This is a genomic window from Corynebacterium sp. AOP12-C2-36 (genome assembly GCF_052379185.1).
In the GTDB taxonomy this organism is placed as follows: domain Bacteria; phylum Actinomycetota; class Actinomycetes; order Mycobacteriales; family Mycobacteriaceae; genus Corynebacterium.
This window is the reverse complement of sequence record NZ_JBQSYJ010000008.1, coordinates 81,215-96,774: the sequence shown is the minus strand read 5'-3', so window position 1 is coordinate 96,774 and position 15,560 is coordinate 81,215. Positions and strand designations below refer to the sequence as shown.

Sequence of the window (15,560 nt, the reverse complement as noted above, 5' to 3'; positions counted from 1 at the left end):
CCCCGCCACACCCGCGTCCCCGGTATGTTCACCTGGGCAATAGTCTGTTGGCATGGCGACCACGACACCCGACGACGGCCACGGCCCCGACACCGCGCACGACACCGCGACCGACACCGCGACCGACACCGCCGCGCTCACCGGGATCTACCGCGGCCCCACCCTCGCCTGGGCGTTCTGGGACTGGGGGTCGGCGGCCTTCAACGCCGTGCTCGTGACCTTCATCTTCTCCGTCTACCTCACCGACTCCGTCGGCGGCTCCATCGAGGGCGGGTTCGGCGACGGCACCAGCCCGGCGACCTGGTACGGCTGGGCGATGGCCGTCGGCGGGGTCACGATCGCCCTGGTCGCCCCGGTGATGGGACGCCGCGCCGACGCCCGCGGCACCCGGCGCCGCTCCGTGACCGTGTGGACGCTTGTCACCGTGGGCCTGATGTTCAGCCTGGTCGGCATCGGCGACGACGCCCCCGGCTACTTCTGGGCCGGCATCGTGATCATGTCCGTGGCCTCCGTGACCTTCGAGTTCGCCGAGGTCAGCTACTTCGCCATGCTCTCGCAGGTCTCCACCCGCGCCAACGTGGGCCGGGTGTCCGGCTTCGGCTGGTCGATGGGCTACTTCGGCGGCATCGTCCTGCTGCTGTTCTGCTACCTCGGCTTCATCGCCGGCGACGGCGACACCCGTGGCCTGTTCAACGTCCCGGTCGAGGACGGCTGGAACGTGCGCGTCGTCGCCGTCATCGCCGCCGTGTGGTTCCTGGCCTCGGCGATCCCGGTGATGTTCAAGGTCCCGGAGAACACCCCCGACCCCACCGCGCAGACCTCCTCGGTGGCGGAGTCCTACCGCGGTCTGTTCCGCGACATCGCCGAACTGTGGCGCACCGACCGCTCGGCCGTGTGGTTCCTCATCGCCTCGGCGGTCTTCCGCGACGGGCTGGCCGGCGTGTTCACCTTCGGCGCCGTGCTCGCGGTGTCGGTCTACGGGCTCAGTCCGGCCGACGTGCTGCTGTTCGGAGTCGGTGCGAACGTGGTCTCCGCGATCGGCGCCCTGGCCTGTGGTTACCTCGACGACAAGGTCGGGCCGAAACCGGTGATCATGGTGTCTCTGATCCTGCTGGTGCTGGACGCCTTCGTGCTGTTCTTCGTGGACGGCCCGGCGATGTTCTGGATCTTCGGGCTGCTGCTGTGCCTGTTCGTCGGCCCCGCGCAGAGTGCGTCGCGCTCCTACCTGGCCCGGATCTGCCCGCCGGGACGCGAAGGCCAGATGTTCGGCCTGTACGCCACCACCGGACGCAGCGTGAGCTGGATGGCCCCGGCCGCCTTCTCCCTGTTCACCGGCATCACCGGCGAGGACCGCTTCGGCATCCTGGGCATCGGTGTGGTGCTGCTCGTCGGCCTGCTGCTGCTCACCAAGGCGAGGGGTGCCGGTACCCCCTCCCGGTAAGGTACGGTAAGCCTCATCTCACCCGAAGGAGGCTTTACCGTGAGCAGAGGTTTCCAGGGGGCCGTGCTGCGTGGGCTCGGCGCCAAGGACCACGTCCTGACCGTGACCGGCACCGAATGGCGCACCAGCACCATGGTGCGGGTCCACTTCCGGTCCGACACGATCCTGTCGCCGGACGGCGAGGCACCGGCCGCGTGGATGCGCGCCTGGTTCCCCGACCCGGACGGCGGGTCGAAGCAGTTCCAGCGCGGCTACACCTTCGCCGCCGCCGACCCGGTCGCCGGCACCCTGGCCGTGGACTTCGTGATCCACCACCCCATGGGCCCGGCGTCCTGGTGGGCGCAGAACTGCACCGCCGGCGACACCCTCGTCGCCACCCGGTTCGGGGAGCAGGACTTCGAACTGCTCGACCCCGCACCGCAGGGGTACCTCCTGCTCGGCGACCTGGCGTCCTACCCGGCGATCACCCAGATCGCCGCCGCCGTGCCCGCCGACATACCCGTGGTGGTCTACCTGGAGAAGCACCATGCCAGCGACGCCGAGGCGCCACTGCCGCAGGGCCCGAACATCACCGCCGCGTGGGTCGACGAACTGCCCGAGGGCCGCGCGCTGGCGCAGGCAATTGACAATGGCGGCGCCGGAGGTGACTGGGACGGCTGGTACGCCTGGGTCACCGGCGAGGTGACCGCCACCCGCCACGCCCGGACCGTCCTGCAGCGCGAACACAACCTGAACAAGGCCACGCTGCACGCCCAGGGCTACTGGGCCGCCGGACGCGCGATGGGCAAGTCGCGGGTCCTGGAGGAGATGGAGGCCGAACGCGCGGAGGCCGAACACACGGAGGAGAGCGGGCAGGCTGAACAGCCTGATCAGTCTGAACCCACACCGTCCGCCGGTGTGCTCGCCCCGGCGCGCACCCCGATGATCATCGCCGGGGTGGTCCAGGCCCTGCTGTCGGTGCTGGGCATCGTTCCGTTCATCCTCTTCGCCGAGCTCTGCCGCCAGTTCCTCGACGGTGCCGGACGCGACCAGATGCTCTCCACCGGGGTCACCGCCCTGGTGGTGATGGGTGTCTCCGCGGTCGGCACCACGCTGCTGATGCTGGCCATGCACTTCTACGACGCCACCTACTCCGCCGCGCTGCGTCGACGACTCATGGACAAGCTCGCCCGCCTGCCGCTGGGGTGGTTCACCCACCGGCAGTCCTCGGAGGTCCGCAAGCTCGTGGCCGACGACGTCGCCGGCATGCACTACATCGTCACCCACGCCGTACCCGACCTCGTCGGCGCGGTGGTCACACCCCTGGCCGCACTGGTCTACCTCTTCACCGTCGACTGGCGGCTGGGTCTGGTGCTGCTGCTGCCGATCGCCGCGTTCATCACGGTGATGGTCAACATCCAGCGCAAGGAGCGCGACCGGGTGGTGATCGCCCAGCGCAACATCTCCACGGTCACCGGCCAGGCGCAGAGCTTCATCGCCCAGCGGGAGGTCTCCCAGGTCTTCGGGGACAGCAGCGTGGTCGACCTGCCCGGCACCCTGCGCGGCGTCGGCGCCTTCGTCGACAAACTCCAGAAGGACACCGGTGCGGCCAAGATCATGGCGGTGATGATCAACCGTCCCACCACCGTGCTCGGCCTGCTGGTCGTGGCCACCTGGCTGCTGATGCTGCCCGGCTGGGTCAGCGTGGCCGACGCCATCCCGTTCCTGGTGCTCGGCCCGTCCTTCGGCGCCCAGCTCGTGGCGATCACCGGCGGCATCGGCGGTCTGCTGGTCTCCCTCGACGGCCGCGCCGGCCTCGACCTGGCGCTGACCACCCCGGAACTGCCCGGCCCGGCCGACCGCCGCGCACCGGCCGGCCACGTGGTCCTCGACCGCGTCCGGTTCGGCTACACCCCTGACCGCGACGTGCTCACGGACTTCTCCCTCGCGCTGGACCCCGGCACGGTCACCGCCGTCGTCGGGCCGTCCGGCGCCGGAAAGTCCACGGTCGGCGCGCTGCTCGCCCGCCTGTGGGACCCGTTGGACGGCTCGGTCAGCATCGACGGCACCGACATACGCGACCTGACGCAGGACGAGCTCTACGCCAAGGTCACCATCCTGCTGCAGGACGTGCAGCTGATCCACACCAGCATCCGCGACAACATCGCCCTCACCGCCCCGGACGCCACCGACGAGCAGGTCGTCGCCGCCGCCCGTGCGGCGAACATCCACGACACGGTCACCGCCCTGCCCGACGGCTACGACACCGTGGTCGACTCCGACCGGCTCTCCGGCGGCGAACGCCAGCGCATCGGCATCGCCCGCGCCCTGCTCGCCGACACCCCCGTCATCGTGCTCGACGAGGCCACCGCCTCGGCCGACCCGGACAGCGAGTGGGCCATCCTCACCGCGCTCGACCGCCTGCTCGCCGGGAAGACGGTGCTGATGATCGCCCACCGGCTGCACACCGTCGCCGACGCCGACCGGATCGTGGTCATGGACCACGGGCGTGTGGTCGAGGCAGGACGCCACGAACAGCTCATCGCCGACGGCGGCGCCTACGCCGGACTGTGGGACGCCCACGAGAACGCCGGCCTGACCGGCAACATGACCGGGGAGGAGTCCCACTGATGCTCACCAAGATCCGCACCATCAGCGGCGGCGGCCGTGACCTCCGCCTGTTCATCCTGTTCACGGTCGCCTCCTCGGTCATCCAGGCCGGAGCGGTGATCGTGCTCTACCCCCTGCTCGACGACCTCTTCGGCGGCGCCCCGGCCGACGCCTGGCCGTGGGTGCTGCTCATGGTCGCGCTCATCGCCGGCGCGTGGGGGATCGACATCCTCGCCGCCCACAAGGGACTGGCCGTGGGCCTGTCGTTGATGCACTCGATCCAACGGCATGCCCCCGGCGCGGTGCTGTCCTGGCCGACGCCGGTGATCACCACCGCGAAGGCGGCCCGGCTGCGCAGCCTGCTGGCCACCGGGGCGAACGAGGTCACGTCCGCGCCGGTGCTGCTGGTCGGCCCGCTGGTCACCGCGGTGGTCTTCACCTTCGCCCTCGGCGTGGGCCTGGCGTTCTTCACCGTCCCGGCGGCCCTGGTCACCGTGGCCGGGGGCGTGCTGATGATGCTCGCGCTGCTGGCGTCCAGCCGCATGGTCACCCGCGCCGACGAGGAGTTCACCGCCGCGAACGAGAACCTCGACGACCGGCTCACCGACTACGCCCGTGCCCAGCCGTCGCTACGCACCGCACGGCAGGTCTCCGCCGGTGCCCGCCTGGTGGACGACGCCCTGGTCGACGCGCGCGGCCGGAGCCTGCGCCTGCTGTTCTGGCAGGTCCCCGGCGAGATCCTGTTCAGCCTGGTGCTGCAGGCCGTGCTCATCGGCTACGGGCTCACCGTGTGGCTGGCCTTCGACGCCGGCACGTTGGGTGCCGTGTCCGCCGCCGTGACCGTGATCGTGATGCTGCGTGTCGTCGAGCAGGTCACCGGGGTGTCGCGGCTGGCAGTCGGCCTGCGCTCCCTGGACCGCACCCTCACCGAGGCCGTCGAGGTCGTCACCGCCCCGGACGTGGTGCCGGCACACCCCGCCCCGGTCGCGCCGCACATCGGGGTGGCGGACGTCGACGTCCGCTTCCCCGACGGCACCACTGGGTTGTCCGGGGCGTCTCTGGAGCTCACCCCGGGCACGGTCACCGTGGTCGTCGGACGCTCCGGCTCGGGCAAGACCACCCTGCTGCGCACCCTCGCCGGGCTGGTGGAGCCGGCCGCGGGCACCGTCACCCTCGACGGGCGGGATGCCGACGCCTCCGTCCTGCGCGGCAACGCCTCCGTCGTCTTCCAGCAGACCGCGCTGGGTGCGGGCACGGTGAGGGACAACCTGCTGGCGGTGAACCCGGACCTCGGCGACGCCGCACTGGACCGGGTGGCCGACGCCGCCGGGTTGCGCGGCGTGCTGCAGGAGATCCCCACCGGGTGGGACACCCCCGTCGGCGAGCTGGGCAACCGGCTCTCCGGCGGTGAACGCCAGCGCGTCGGCATCGCCCGCGCACTGGCGAAACCCTCCCACGTCCTGCTCGTCGACGAGGCGACCTCGGCGCTGGACGCGCACAACGAGGCCGCGGTGGTCTCGTCGATCCGCACGGTACGTCCGGACTACACCACCGTGGTCGTCACCCACCGCCCGGCGACGCTCGCCGTCGCCGACCGGGTGGTGGTCCTCGACGACGGGCGCATCGTGGAGCAGGGGACCCCGTCCGAACTCGCCGCCGCCGACGGCGCGTACGCCCGGCTCGTGGCCGAGTGGGACGCCTCGGCGTCCTGGCGGGTGCGGGGCTAAGAAAAAGGCGGCCAGGAAAAGGCGGCTAGAGGATGATCTGCATCAGCGTCATGTCGAGCCACCGGTCGAACTTGGTGCCGACCTGACGCACGGTGCCGCACTCCTGGAAGCCGATCTTGGCGTGCAGTTTCAGCGAGGCGGTGTTGCCGCCCTCGATCGCGGCCACCATCACGTGCTTGCCGGCCTCCCGGGCGTCGGCCACCAGCGCCTGCAGCAGGGCGGTGCCCACTCCTCCGGCACGGCGCGTGCCGTCGACGTAGATGGAGTTCTCCACGGTGTGGCGGAATCCGTCGTAGTGGCGGAACTCCCCGTAGGTCGCGTAGCCCAGCACCTCGCCGTCCTGTTCGGCGACGATGGCCCGGGTGCCGGGCTGCTGGTAGCTGCGCAACCAGGCCAGGCGGTTGTCCTCGTCGACGACCTCGTCGTTCCACACCGCGACGGTGGTGCGCACGGCGTCGTTGTAGATGGCGGTGATCGTGGGGATGTCCGACTCGACGGCCGGGCGGATCTTGATCCGGGTGTTGGGCTCAGTCACGCCGACGAGACTACTTGGTCTTCTTCGGCGCGGCGATCAGGGCGCCGGCGATGGCGGCGATGAAGAGGTCCTTCGACAGGCCGGTGCCGGCCTCGGACGGGCGGATGCCGTCCTTCTGGGTCATCTGGTCGTTGCGGAAGTAGATCGACAGGAAGCCGGCGTTGATCGCGCCGAGGGCCAGACCGGCCACGCGGTTGGAGACCACGGGGGTCAGCAGGGACGCCGCGACGCCGATCTCGGACCAGGAGACGACCTTGCCGAAGACGCCCGGCTCGAGGCTGGAGACCTGCGGGACGCCGGTGGCGGCGAACTGCTGCAGACCGCTGGCGGCTTCGGCGGGCATGCCGAGCTTGCCGATGCCGGACTGCAGGAAGTACGCGCCGCTGACGCCGCGCAGGATGGTGGTGGAGAGGCTCATGGGGTAGGTCCTTACTTCTTCTTGGTGTGCGCGCAGGTCAACCATGTAGTTGATCTGACAACTTCTTCGACGACGACTCTACTCCGCCACCGTCGCGCCCGCACCGCAGCGCCCCCTACCCCCGGAAAGGTGATCTACGACATCTTTCCGTGGGTTTTCGCGGATTCACCCCTGAGTCGGACCCCAGAACAGGCTATCTTCGGAGCAAGCAGCGGCTCAGACGCCCTGCCCAACCACCTTGACCCTTGACCATCACGGAGGAACCCATGTCGTTCATCGTCCAGATCCAGGAAATCGTGTCGGGCCCGATCCGCGACCTCTACGTGGAGTTCACCGCCGGACTGCCGGTCATCAACATCCCGCCGTTGGGTTCCTCGTTCGGGGACATCTCCGTGGACCTGGGGTCCTCGGGCCTGGGTTCCACCTTCGGGGATGCGAACCTGGGGTCCACGGACTTCGGTTCGAGTGACTTCGGGTCCAGCTTCGGCTCCAGCAACGGTGACCAGAACCTGGGGTCCTCGGGCCTGCAGCTCCCGAACCTGCCGACCCTCGGTTCCTGACCGCTCAGGTGTAGTCGCTGACGTTCCCGGAGCCCCCGAAGATCCAGGAGACCAGGATCGCCCCGGGGTCCACGACCCCCTGGGAGGCTTCGCCGACGTAGCTGGCGCGGCCCTTCTTCGCGACCATCTCCCGGGTGCTCTCCGCGCCCTCGGCCGCTGCCGTGTGGCACGTCTCCAGCACGGCGGCGAAGTCGGAGGAACCGTCCTTCCCAGACGCCGCCGACGCCGCCGCCTCTGCGGCGGGGACCAGCGCGTCGATCAACGTGTTGTCGCCCTGCCGTGCCCCGCCGAGGTCGGTGATGGCCCGGTGGGCGGCGTCCAGCCCGGCGGCCAGTCCGGCGACCGGGTCGTCGGCGTCCTCCATCGCCTGGCCGAGCTCGCGGAACAGGGTGCCCAGCACGGCGCCGGACGTGCCGCCGGCACGGATGAGCAGGCGGTGGCCCAGCGCCTCGAGCACCCGGGCGTCCGGGCCGAGGAGCGGCAGGTCGATCCCGCCGAAGGCGGCGTCCATGTTCTGTCCGAAGTCGCCGTCGCCGGCCAGCCGGTCGAGCTCGGTGAGGTCGTCGACCGATCCCTGTACACGGGCGACGAAGTCGCTGAGCCAGCGGTTCTCCTCCCCGGACTCCGGCAGGTCGTCGTCGAAACTGGTCACGGCGGGACGGTAGGTCGCCGGTGCGTCCTGCCCGCCGAGCACCCGCGGCCAGCCCGGCGCGTCCGTGGCGGCGTCGAGCAGCTCCACGAGCTGGTCGGTGGCGTCACCGACCGAGGTCAGCGTGAGCGACACCCCGGCCATGTTCACCGAGGTCACGTAGGTGCCGACCATGGCCCGGCGCACCACGACGCCCTTGTCGGCGAGCTGACGCAGCACCTCACCGAAGACCAGGTTCAGCTCCAGCGGGGCGGTCCCTCCCAGCCCGTTGACCAGGCACACGACCTCGGAGCCGTCCTCCAGCGAGAGCGAGCCGCCGATGCCGTCGATCAGCCGGGCGACGACTTCGTCAGCGGTCTCCACGTCCACGCGGTCCACGCCACGTTCGCCGTGGATGCCGACGCCGACCTCCATCTTCCCCTCGGGCAGGTCGAAGGTGTCACGCCCGCTGGTCGGCAGGTGCCCGGGTGCGAGCGCCACGGCCATGCTGCGGGAGCTGTCCGCCACCCACTGGCCGATGTCGGCGACACGGTCGAGGTCGTCGCCGCGCTGCGCGGCGGCACCGACGGCCTTCTCCACGATGATCGTCGCGCCGGTGCCGCGGCGTCCCGGGCCGTCCGACGAGTCGGACGCACCGGACGCGAGATCGGTGGCGACGTCGTCGTCGACGAGGACGACGCGGGTGTCGACGTCGTCCAGCGCCTGGCGGGCGACGGTGAAGTTCATGACGTCGCCGGTGTAGTTCTTCACCACGTGCACCACGCCCGCACCCTGGTCGGCCCACCGGGTGGCCTCGGCGATCTGCACGGCGTTCGGGGAGGTGAACAGCAGCCCCGGGCACACCGCGGCGAGCATGCCGGAGCCGAGGAAACCGGCGTGCATGGGCTCGTGGCCGGAGCCGCCACCGGAGACCACGGCCACGGCCGGCTCGCCGGAGTCGGTGACCACCGCCGACGAACGGGCGACGAAACCGCTGTCGTGCCACTCGGCGTCCGGGTGGGAGGCGATGAAACCGCCGAGGGCCTCGGGGAGGAAGTCCGCGGGGTCGTTGCGGAAGGAGCGGAGGGGAACCTGCTGCGGGTGAGAGTCGGACATGCACGCCACTGTAGCCAAAGGTCACGGCCGCCACACGCGACCGGAAGCGGGCCTAGGGTGGTGGCGAAAACCGAACCCCTCACAGGAGGAACGTCCCCATGACAGACAAACTGTTCACCAGCCCGTCGCGCTACGTCCAGGGCATCGACCTGATCGACCGGGCCGCCGGCTACCTGCGGCCCCTGGGCACCTCCCCGCTGATCATCGCCGACGAGGTCGTCTGGGGCATCGCCGGGGAGAAGCTGCAGGAGTCCCTCTCCGGGGACGGGCTGGACGCCGCCCACGAGATCTTCGGCGGCGAGGCCTCCCTCAAGGAGATCGACCGGATCACCGACAAGGCCCGCTCCGGGGGCAACGACGTGATCATCGGGCTTGGCGGCGGCAAGACCATCGACACCGCCCGCGCGGTCGCCGACCACGCCTCCCTGCCGGTCGCGGTGTTCCCCACCGCCGTGTCCGCCGACGCCCCGACCGCCCGGGTGTCGGTGATCTACACCGAGGACGGTGTCTTCGACTCCTACCTCTTCTACGACCGCAACCCCGACCTCATCGCCGTCGACACCCGGGTCATCGCCAACGCCCCGGTGCGCACCCTGCGCTCCGGCATCGGCGACGCCCTGGCCACCTCCATCGAGGCCCGCGCGGTGGACCGGGCGAACTCCCGGCGCATGGACGACACCGCCCGGCCCACCCTGGCCGGCCTGGCCCTGGCGGAGAAGTGCGAGGAGACCCTCTTCGACTACGCCCACCAGGCGCTGCGCGACAACGAGGCGCACGTGGTCAGCCGCGCGCTGGAGAACATCTGCGAGGCCAACACCCTGCTCTCCGGGCTGGGGTTCGAGAACGGCGGCCTCGCCGCGGTCCACGCCATCCACAACGGTTTCACCGCGTTGGACGGCGACATCCACCACATGACCCACGGTGAGAAGGTCGCCTTCGGCATCGGCGTGCAGCTGATGCTGGAGGGTGCCCCCGAGCCGGACGCCGACCGCTACATCGGTTTCCTGCAGTCCGTGGGTCTGCCGACCACCCTGGAGGAGATCCACCTCGGCGACGCCGACGACGCCGACCTGCTGCGCATCGCCGAGCTGGCCTGCTCCGACGGCGAGACGCTCAAGCAGATGCCCGGCGAGTACTCCCCCACCGACGTCGTCCAGGCGATCAGGGCCGCCGACCTCTACGCCCGCGACCTTAAGGAGCGCACCTCCCGCTCCTGACCGTCGGTGGCAGGGATTGGTTCCGGGGCCGGGTCGGTGGCTGGTTCTGCACTTCGGCGCAGTGCGACCGGCTCCCACCTCGTCGCGCACCGCCACAACCACTCCACCGGGCCGTAACGGAAGTACCGCAGCCACAGGGCGCTGGCCAGGACCTGGACCACGAGGATCGCGACGGTGGCCACCGGCAGCAGCCACAGGTTGGTCAGCTCCACGTCCGGCGCCACGTGCAGCAGCACCTGCGCCAGGGCGGACGCACCGAGGTAGTTCGTCAGCGCGGTGCGTCCCAGCACGGCGAAGGGGGCGGTGAGCGCGGCACGCAGTGAAGGGGCAGTGAGCGCGCGCCAGACCAGCGACAGCCCGGTGACGATGGCGACGGCGGTGAACAACCCACCGAAACCCGCCACCCGGTCGAGGACGTCCGGATCCGGCAGCGTCGCGGCGTCCAGCATGCCCTTCTGCACGACACTGAGCGCGACGCCCGCGGCGGCGGCGAGCACGAACACGACCGCGGCGAGCGTCCGGTCGCGGCGTCGCGTCGACTCCAGCCACCCCGGCAGCCCGTACTGGGCGGCACCGAAACCGGCGACCATCAACGTGGCCGCGATCAGCGGACTGTTGCCCCACATCCAGTAGGCCACCAGCGTGCCGACCACCCCGGCGGCGAGCACCGGGCCGCGGGGCAGGAACATCGCCGGCACCACCAGCACCAGTGCGATGATCGCGTACATGGTGAGGATGTCGCCGCTGTACAGCAGGAACAGGTTCAGCAGCCCGAGGGGCAGCAGCGTGACGAAGCGCCGCACCATCAGCCAGCGTGCCGAACGTACGGTGGTGCGCCGCGCCGAGGAGCTGTACAGCAGCCAGGCGCTGACGCCGAAGAGGAAGGCGAAGATCGGCACGAACCGTCCCTGGATCGCCACGTCGTAGAAGCGCAGGACGGGGTGGTGCAGGTCGGCGTGCTCCGTCCAGCGGTAGAGCAGGTCACGCAGGTTGACGAAGAGGATGCCGCACAGCGCCACGCCGCGCAGCACGTCCAGGAAGGCGTAGCGGGTGGGTGCGTTCGGGGTGGTCACCGGGGGTTTCTCCTGAAGGGGTGATGATTGCTGACCCTATGGAGACTATGCCGGACGCCGCGGTGACCACATCGGCCCCGGGTCTGATCATCGGTGCACGGCCGCGCGGGCGACTCAGCCCGCGGTATGACGGCCGCGATACCCTGGCGGCCATGGATTCACGCAGTCGTACCCGTGCCCGTTCCCTCGTGGCCGCCGTCGCCGTCCCCGCGGCCGCGGCCGCGGCCGTGCTCCTGGCGGGCTGCTCACAGCAGGACGACCCGGCGACCGTGACCGAGACGGCGGTGCACACCGCGACGTCGACGGTGACCGGGTCGCCGACGGAGACGCCGACCGAGACCGAGACCGAGACCACCTCGTCGAGCTCCGCCGCACCGGACTGTGAGGAGGACTCGGGCAAGTCGGGTGACAACCCTCTCACCGGCGACGACCCGCTGCCGGTGCGTTTCGCCGGCGAGGACTCTGACGGCTCAGGCGACTCAGACGTGTTCTTCCACTACACCGTCTCCGAGGACGAGATGGACCCGTGCCTGCCGCTGTCCTGGGTAGTGCTCAATGGCGGCAACGGAACGCAGGACAACCCGAACGGTACGGCCGGCAGCAGCAACCAGACCGTCGCCCTGTTCGCCGACGGTGAGCTGGTGACCGAGCCCGCACCGATCCTGGCGAGGTATATCGAGTCGGTGGACCGCATCGACGACAGCACCGTGCAGGTCAATTACGAGTTCCTGGGCGACCAGCCTGCCGCCGCCAACGAGACGGTGTCCGCCTCCGCGACGTTCCACTGGGACGGCTCCGAGGTGCAGGTCAGCGACAACTCCATCCCCACCGAGCTCAACGACACCGCGGCAACCCTGGACCTGTCCTCGCTGGGGTAGGTCGCTGTAGAGTTCGCCGCAATGTCCCCCACCCCCACCGACCGGCGCGCCCGCCGGGCCGTCGCCGCGCTCTTCCTGACCAACGGCGCGGTGTTCGCCAACCTCATCCCCCGGTACCCGGAGATCAAGGCCGACCTGGGGATGAGCAACGCCGTCTACGGTCTCGCCGTCATCGCCTTCCCCGTCGGCGCGATCCTCGCCGGGCTGGCCGCGGCCCCGCTGATCCGACGGTTCGGGTCCGCCCGCGTCGCGGTCGCCGGCACGATCGGCACCGCCCTGGGCGTGCTCGGCGCCGGGGCGTCCCCCACGCTCTGGATGTTCGTGACCGGGCTGCTCGTCGGCGGGGCGATGGACGCCATCACCGACGTCGCCCAGAACGACCACGGCCTGCAGGTCCAGCGCCGCTACGGCCGCACGATCATCAACTCGTTCCACGCGGTCTGGTCGCTCGGGGCGGTACTCGGCGGGGCGATGGCGGCGGCCGCCATCGCCGTGGACCTGCCCCGTCAGATCCATCTCGGCCTGTCCGCCGTGGTCTTCTCCCTGGTGGCGGTCGTCGCGCTGCGCTTCTGTCTTCCTGCTACCGAATCCGGCCCGGACGCTGCTCCGGACACTGCTTCCCCTGACGCCACCCACGAGTCCGTGGGGCCGGACGCTGCGCGCCGTGGTCCGCTGACCGGCCACCTTGTCGTGATGCTGGGCGCGCTGGTCATCATCGCCATCGCCGGTTCACTCGTCGAGGACGCTGGCATGTCCTGGGCGTCGCTGTACATCACCTCCCTCGGCGCGCCCGGTTCGGTCGCCGCGGCGGGATTCGTGGCGTTGGTCGCCGCACAGTTCGTGGGACGCGTCCTCGGCGACGGCATGGTCGACCGTCTAGGGCATCGCACCGTGGCGCGTCTCGGCGGCGCGGTGGCGGCGGTGGGAATGGGACTCGCACTGGCGTTCCCCACGGTCCCGGGCACGATCCTGGGCTTCGCTGCCGCCGGTTTCGGCGTAGCCACGTTGATCCCGGCGGCGATGCAGACCGCCGACGAGCTGCCCGGACTGCGTCCCGGCACCGGGCTCACCGTCGTGTCCTGGCTGATGAGGCTCGGTTTCGTGGCCTCGCCTCCGCTCGTCGGTGTGGTGGCGGACGCCGCGGGCCTGCGCGTGGGTCTCCTGGTGATCCCCCTTGCCGGGGTCACCGTCATCGCCCTGTCCGGGGTACTGCGCCGACGGCAGACGCCTCGGAGCGAGTGACCCCACGCGTCGGGTAGGCGTCCGCCCTCCCAGTACCCCGCTGAGTTGTTGGTCTTCCCACGCCAGACCAACATTTGCACGGGGTTAAGAGAAAGAGGCGAGAGCCAGGACCAATGCTCCACCTCTCGTTCACCAAGCTATCAATAGTGCAAGGCCGACAAACCCCACCATGAACACCATCCAGATACTCGCTAGCGTGAGCCACACCCAGCGCCCCCACATACGCGGAGAAGCGAACAGAGCAGCCAGGAAAGCGAAGGCTCCCAGCGACAGTGGTAACCCCCACACTGCCGCCACCAGGGAAATCCCGCCGACCAGGGGGGCGATGACCCACAGTGGGTTACGTGGACGCCAGTCATTGTGAGGTGACTCCATGTACGCGAACACCGCACCCAGGACGAGTCCTACTGCCGCTCCGGAAAGTGTTCCGGTAAGACCGTATTGAAGCCCAATCACCCAGCCGCTGACCGCGACAAACAGGATGATTCCGACAACGCCTCTCACGGAAAAATTCATGGACCGGAGCGTACCTGGAGTTCCTGTGTACTTCGGACGCGGGAAGCCGCCTCTTCAGCCACAGTATGACCGGGGGATGTCGCCAGGACGACTACCCTCCCCTGCCCACCGTCACCCCCGTGCCCCTCGCTGTTGGTGGTGGTTCCCCGCGGACCACCAGTTGCACGGGGCCGGGGGAAGAAGTGGACCCGGCCTCCGTCGCACAGCGTCCCGGCAACCTCCCCGCCCGACCTCCTGATGCGACCGTTCGCCCCAACGCCCAACTAGTCCTGGACCGTTGACCATTTCACTTCCAAGATGAATCACTTTCGGCTAGTGTTTGTGTGACGAACGCTACATTTACGCGCTACCTACCGAAGGAGACCACCGTGTCCTGCCCCTTTACCGGCGACGAGAACAACACTCTCGGCCTGGCCGAGGCGACGATCCCCGGTGCCGCCGCCGGCGATCAGAAGTCGGACTCCCCCAGCCCGAAGGCTTTCCGCCGTGGCGGAAAAGACGACAAGATCACCCGCGCCGACGAAGGCTGGTTCGGACCCGGTTCTGTCGCGTGGAAGGTCTGGCTCTACCCGACGGCCGCGCTGCAGGGCTTCGCCCGCGCCGTGACCATCGAGCACCTGGACCCGGACCTGGTTGCCGCCGTCGATGCGTCCGGCCAGGTGTACAAGCGCACGCCGGCCAGGTACGACCGCACGATGGAGTACTTCGTGTCCTGGATGACCGCGGACTCCCAGACCGTGATCCGGATGGCGGACATCCTGATGAAGGTCCACGACCGCTCGTACGGCGTGAACCCGGTGACCGGCAACAACTACGAGGCCAACAAGCCGGAGTCACAGCTCTGGATCCACGTGACCGCCTGGCATTCGATCCTCTACGTGTACGAGACGTTCGGCCCCGGGAAACTCTCCCGGGACGAGGAGAACGAGTACTGGTCGCAGATGGTCACCGCGGCCGCGACGCAGCCCATCCGCCAGGAAGATGTACCGCGTACCCGCGGCGAGGTGCAGAAGTACCTCGATGACTGGCGGGAGAAGCTGTCCGCCTCCGAGGCGGCGATCCGCAACGTGGACGTCATCCTCGACGGCTTCGTCACCATCGAGCCCGACCTGCCGAAGTGGCTGCAGAAACTCGGCCGCCCCCTGCTGCGCACGAGCATCATCGCGACGTACCCGCGGTGGATGCGCCCGATGCTCGGCGTGAAACAGTCACGCCTCGTGGACACCCTGTCGATCGTCGCCTGGAAGCCGATCTACAAGGTGCTCGCCGCACAGCCCAGGCTGTTCCTGTGGTTGATCAAGCGCATCTGCCCGCGGGCGTTGCGTTACTACGAGCCCGCACTGCTGAACATCCCCGCCGAAAGCCCCCGGGTGTTGAGCCCTGAAGTCTCGCGGCGGATGTACGGCAACCCGCTGACCCCGCTGGAGCAGCGCGAGGAGCTGCTGAAGAAGAGGCAGGAAGGCACCGGCCAGAAGGCCTACGACCACAACCACACCGACCAGATCCTGGAGTTCCGGGCGGCCGACGCCCCGGAGACCGCCGAGGAAGCGCTCGACAGCACCAAGGCATATGAGGTCCACAAGATCGGCTAAGTATCACAGTCAGGCTCAACCCCCGCTA

13 protein-coding genes are annotated in these 15,560 nt (G+C 69.7%); 8 read left to right on the top strand and 5 right to left on the bottom strand.

Features of this window, described 5'->3' with window-relative positions:
• Window positions 1-52 precede the first annotated feature (52 nt).
• Genes ACT3UN_RS08715 through ACT3UN_RS08705 form a run of 3 tightly spaced genes read left to right on the top strand, consistent with a single transcriptional unit; the run spans window position 53 to window position 5,757 of the window.
• The gene (locus ACT3UN_RS08715) at window positions 53-1,441 is read left to right on the top strand and encodes an MFS transporter (protein ID WP_301442822.1); all 1,389 of its coding nucleotides are present in this window, start codon (window positions 53-55) and stop codon (window positions 1,439-1,441) included.
• Between the two features lie 39 nt (window positions 1,442-1,480).
• Window positions 1,481-4,051 carry an ABC transporter ATP-binding protein/permease gene (locus ACT3UN_RS08710; protein ID WP_301442821.1) on the top strand — a complete coding sequence of 857 codons (2,571 nt, stop codon included), beginning with the start codon at window positions 1,481-1,483 and terminating at the stop codon, window positions 4,049-4,051.
• Window positions 4,051-5,757: an ABC transporter ATP-binding protein gene (locus tag ACT3UN_RS08705; RefSeq protein WP_301442820.1), complete on the top strand. Its 1,707-nt coding sequence runs from the start codon at window positions 4,051-4,053 to the stop codon at window positions 5,755-5,757. The genes ACT3UN_RS08710 and ACT3UN_RS08705 overlap by 1 nt, the downstream gene beginning before the upstream one ends.
• 25 nt (window positions 5,758-5,782) lie before the next feature.
• Here the strand turns inward: ACT3UN_RS08705 and ACT3UN_RS08700 are convergent, their stop codons facing one another.
• Window positions 5,783-6,292 carry a GNAT family N-acetyltransferase gene (locus tag ACT3UN_RS08700; protein WP_301442819.1) on the bottom strand — a complete coding sequence of 170 codons (510 nt, stop codon included), beginning with the start codon at window positions 6,290-6,292 and terminating at the stop codon, window positions 5,783-5,785.
• Between the two features lie 10 nt (window positions 6,293-6,302).
• Entirely contained in the window at window positions 6,303-6,710 is a 408-nt protein-coding gene (locus ACT3UN_RS08695; protein ID WP_301442818.1) for a hypothetical protein, read from the bottom strand.
• A gap of 266 nt (window positions 6,711-6,976) precedes the next feature.
• Between ACT3UN_RS08695 and ACT3UN_RS08690 the strand changes: the two genes are divergently transcribed.
• Entirely contained in the window at window positions 6,977-7,270 is a 294-nt protein-coding gene (locus ACT3UN_RS08690) for a hypothetical protein (protein WP_301442817.1), read from the top strand.
• A gap of 4 nt (window positions 7,271-7,274) precedes the next feature.
• Here ACT3UN_RS08690 and ACT3UN_RS08685 read toward each other — a convergent pair whose 3' ends face one another.
• Window positions 7,275-9,014 carry a dihydroxyacetone kinase family protein gene (locus ACT3UN_RS08685; protein WP_441578902.1) on the bottom strand — a complete coding sequence of 580 codons (1,740 nt, stop codon included), beginning with the start codon at window positions 9,012-9,014 and terminating at the stop codon, window positions 7,275-7,277.
• 98 nt (window positions 9,015-9,112) lie between these two features.
• Between ACT3UN_RS08685 and ACT3UN_RS08680 the strand changes: the two genes are divergently transcribed.
• On the top strand, window positions 9,113-10,231 hold the full coding sequence (locus tag ACT3UN_RS08680; protein WP_301442815.1) for a glycerol dehydrogenase: 1,119 nt from the start codon (window positions 9,113-9,115) through the stop codon (window positions 10,229-10,231).
• Here the strand turns inward: ACT3UN_RS08680 and ACT3UN_RS08675 are convergent.
• Window positions 10,192-11,304 (bottom strand): DUF418 domain-containing protein, encoded by a 1,113-nt coding sequence (locus tag ACT3UN_RS08675; RefSeq protein ID WP_301442814.1) that lies wholly within the window; start codon window positions 11,302-11,304, stop codon window positions 10,192-10,194. The genes ACT3UN_RS08680 and ACT3UN_RS08675 overlap by 40 nt on opposite strands.
• 152 nt (window positions 11,305-11,456) lie before the next feature.
• Here ACT3UN_RS08675 and ACT3UN_RS08670 point away from each other — a divergent pair, with 152 nt between their 5' ends.
• Both ACT3UN_RS08670 and ACT3UN_RS08665 read left to right on the top strand, forming a co-directional pair.
• Complete coding sequence (locus tag ACT3UN_RS08670) at window positions 11,457-12,182, top strand: LppP/LprE family lipoprotein (RefSeq protein ID WP_444656901.1); 726 nt, start codon at window positions 11,457-11,459, stop codon at window positions 12,180-12,182.
• A gap of 21 nt (window positions 12,183-12,203) precedes the next feature.
• Window positions 12,204-13,424: an MFS transporter gene (locus ACT3UN_RS08665; protein ID WP_444656900.1), complete on the top strand. Its 1,221-nt coding sequence runs from the start codon at window positions 12,204-12,206 to the stop codon at window positions 13,422-13,424.
• Between the two features lie 129 nt (window positions 13,425-13,553).
• Here ACT3UN_RS08665 and ACT3UN_RS08660 read toward each other — a convergent pair whose 3' ends face one another.
• On the bottom strand, window positions 13,554-13,940 hold the full coding sequence (locus ACT3UN_RS08660; RefSeq protein WP_441578901.1) for a hypothetical protein: 387 nt from the start codon (window positions 13,938-13,940) through the stop codon (window positions 13,554-13,556).
• 368 nt (window positions 13,941-14,308) lie between these two features.
• Between ACT3UN_RS08660 and ACT3UN_RS08655 the strand changes: the two genes are divergently transcribed.
• On the top strand, window positions 14,309-15,532 hold the full coding sequence (locus ACT3UN_RS08655) for an oxygenase MpaB family protein (RefSeq protein ID WP_441582600.1): 1,224 nt from the start codon (window positions 14,309-14,311) through the stop codon (window positions 15,530-15,532).
• Window positions 15,533-15,560 lie beyond the last annotated feature (28 nt).

Bases quoted from the DNA above. Each gene is read 5' to 3' on its own strand.
- ACT3UN_RS08715 (WP_301442822.1), top strand. From the start codon at position 53: ATGGCGACCACGACACCCGACGACGGCCACGGCCCCGACACCGCGCAC.
- ACT3UN_RS08705 (WP_301442820.1), top strand. From the start codon at position 4,051: ATGCTCACCAAGATCCGCACCATCAGCGGCGGCGGCCGTGACCTCCGC.
- ACT3UN_RS08695 (WP_301442818.1), bottom strand. From the start codon at position 6,710: ATGAGCCTCTCCACCACCATCCTGCGCGGCGTCAGCGGCGCGTACTTC.
- ACT3UN_RS08690 (WP_301442817.1), top strand. From the start codon at position 6,977: ATGTCGTTCATCGTCCAGATCCAGGAAATCGTGTCGGGCCCGATCCGC.
- ACT3UN_RS08685 (WP_441578902.1), bottom strand. From the start codon at position 9,014: ATGTCCGACTCTCACCCGCAGCAGGTTCCCCTCCGCTCCTTCCGCAAC.
- ACT3UN_RS08680 (WP_301442815.1), top strand. From the start codon at position 9,113: ATGACAGACAAACTGTTCACCAGCCCGTCGCGCTACGTCCAGGGCATC.
- ACT3UN_RS08670 (WP_444656901.1), top strand. From the start codon at position 11,457: ATGGATTCACGCAGTCGTACCCGTGCCCGTTCCCTCGTGGCCGCCGTC.
- ACT3UN_RS08665 (WP_444656900.1), top strand. From the start codon at position 12,204: ATGTCCCCCACCCCCACCGACCGGCGCGCCCGCCGGGCCGTCGCCGCG.
- ACT3UN_RS08660 (WP_441578901.1), bottom strand. From the start codon at position 13,940: ATGAATTTTTCCGTGAGAGGCGTTGTCGGAATCATCCTGTTTGTCGCG.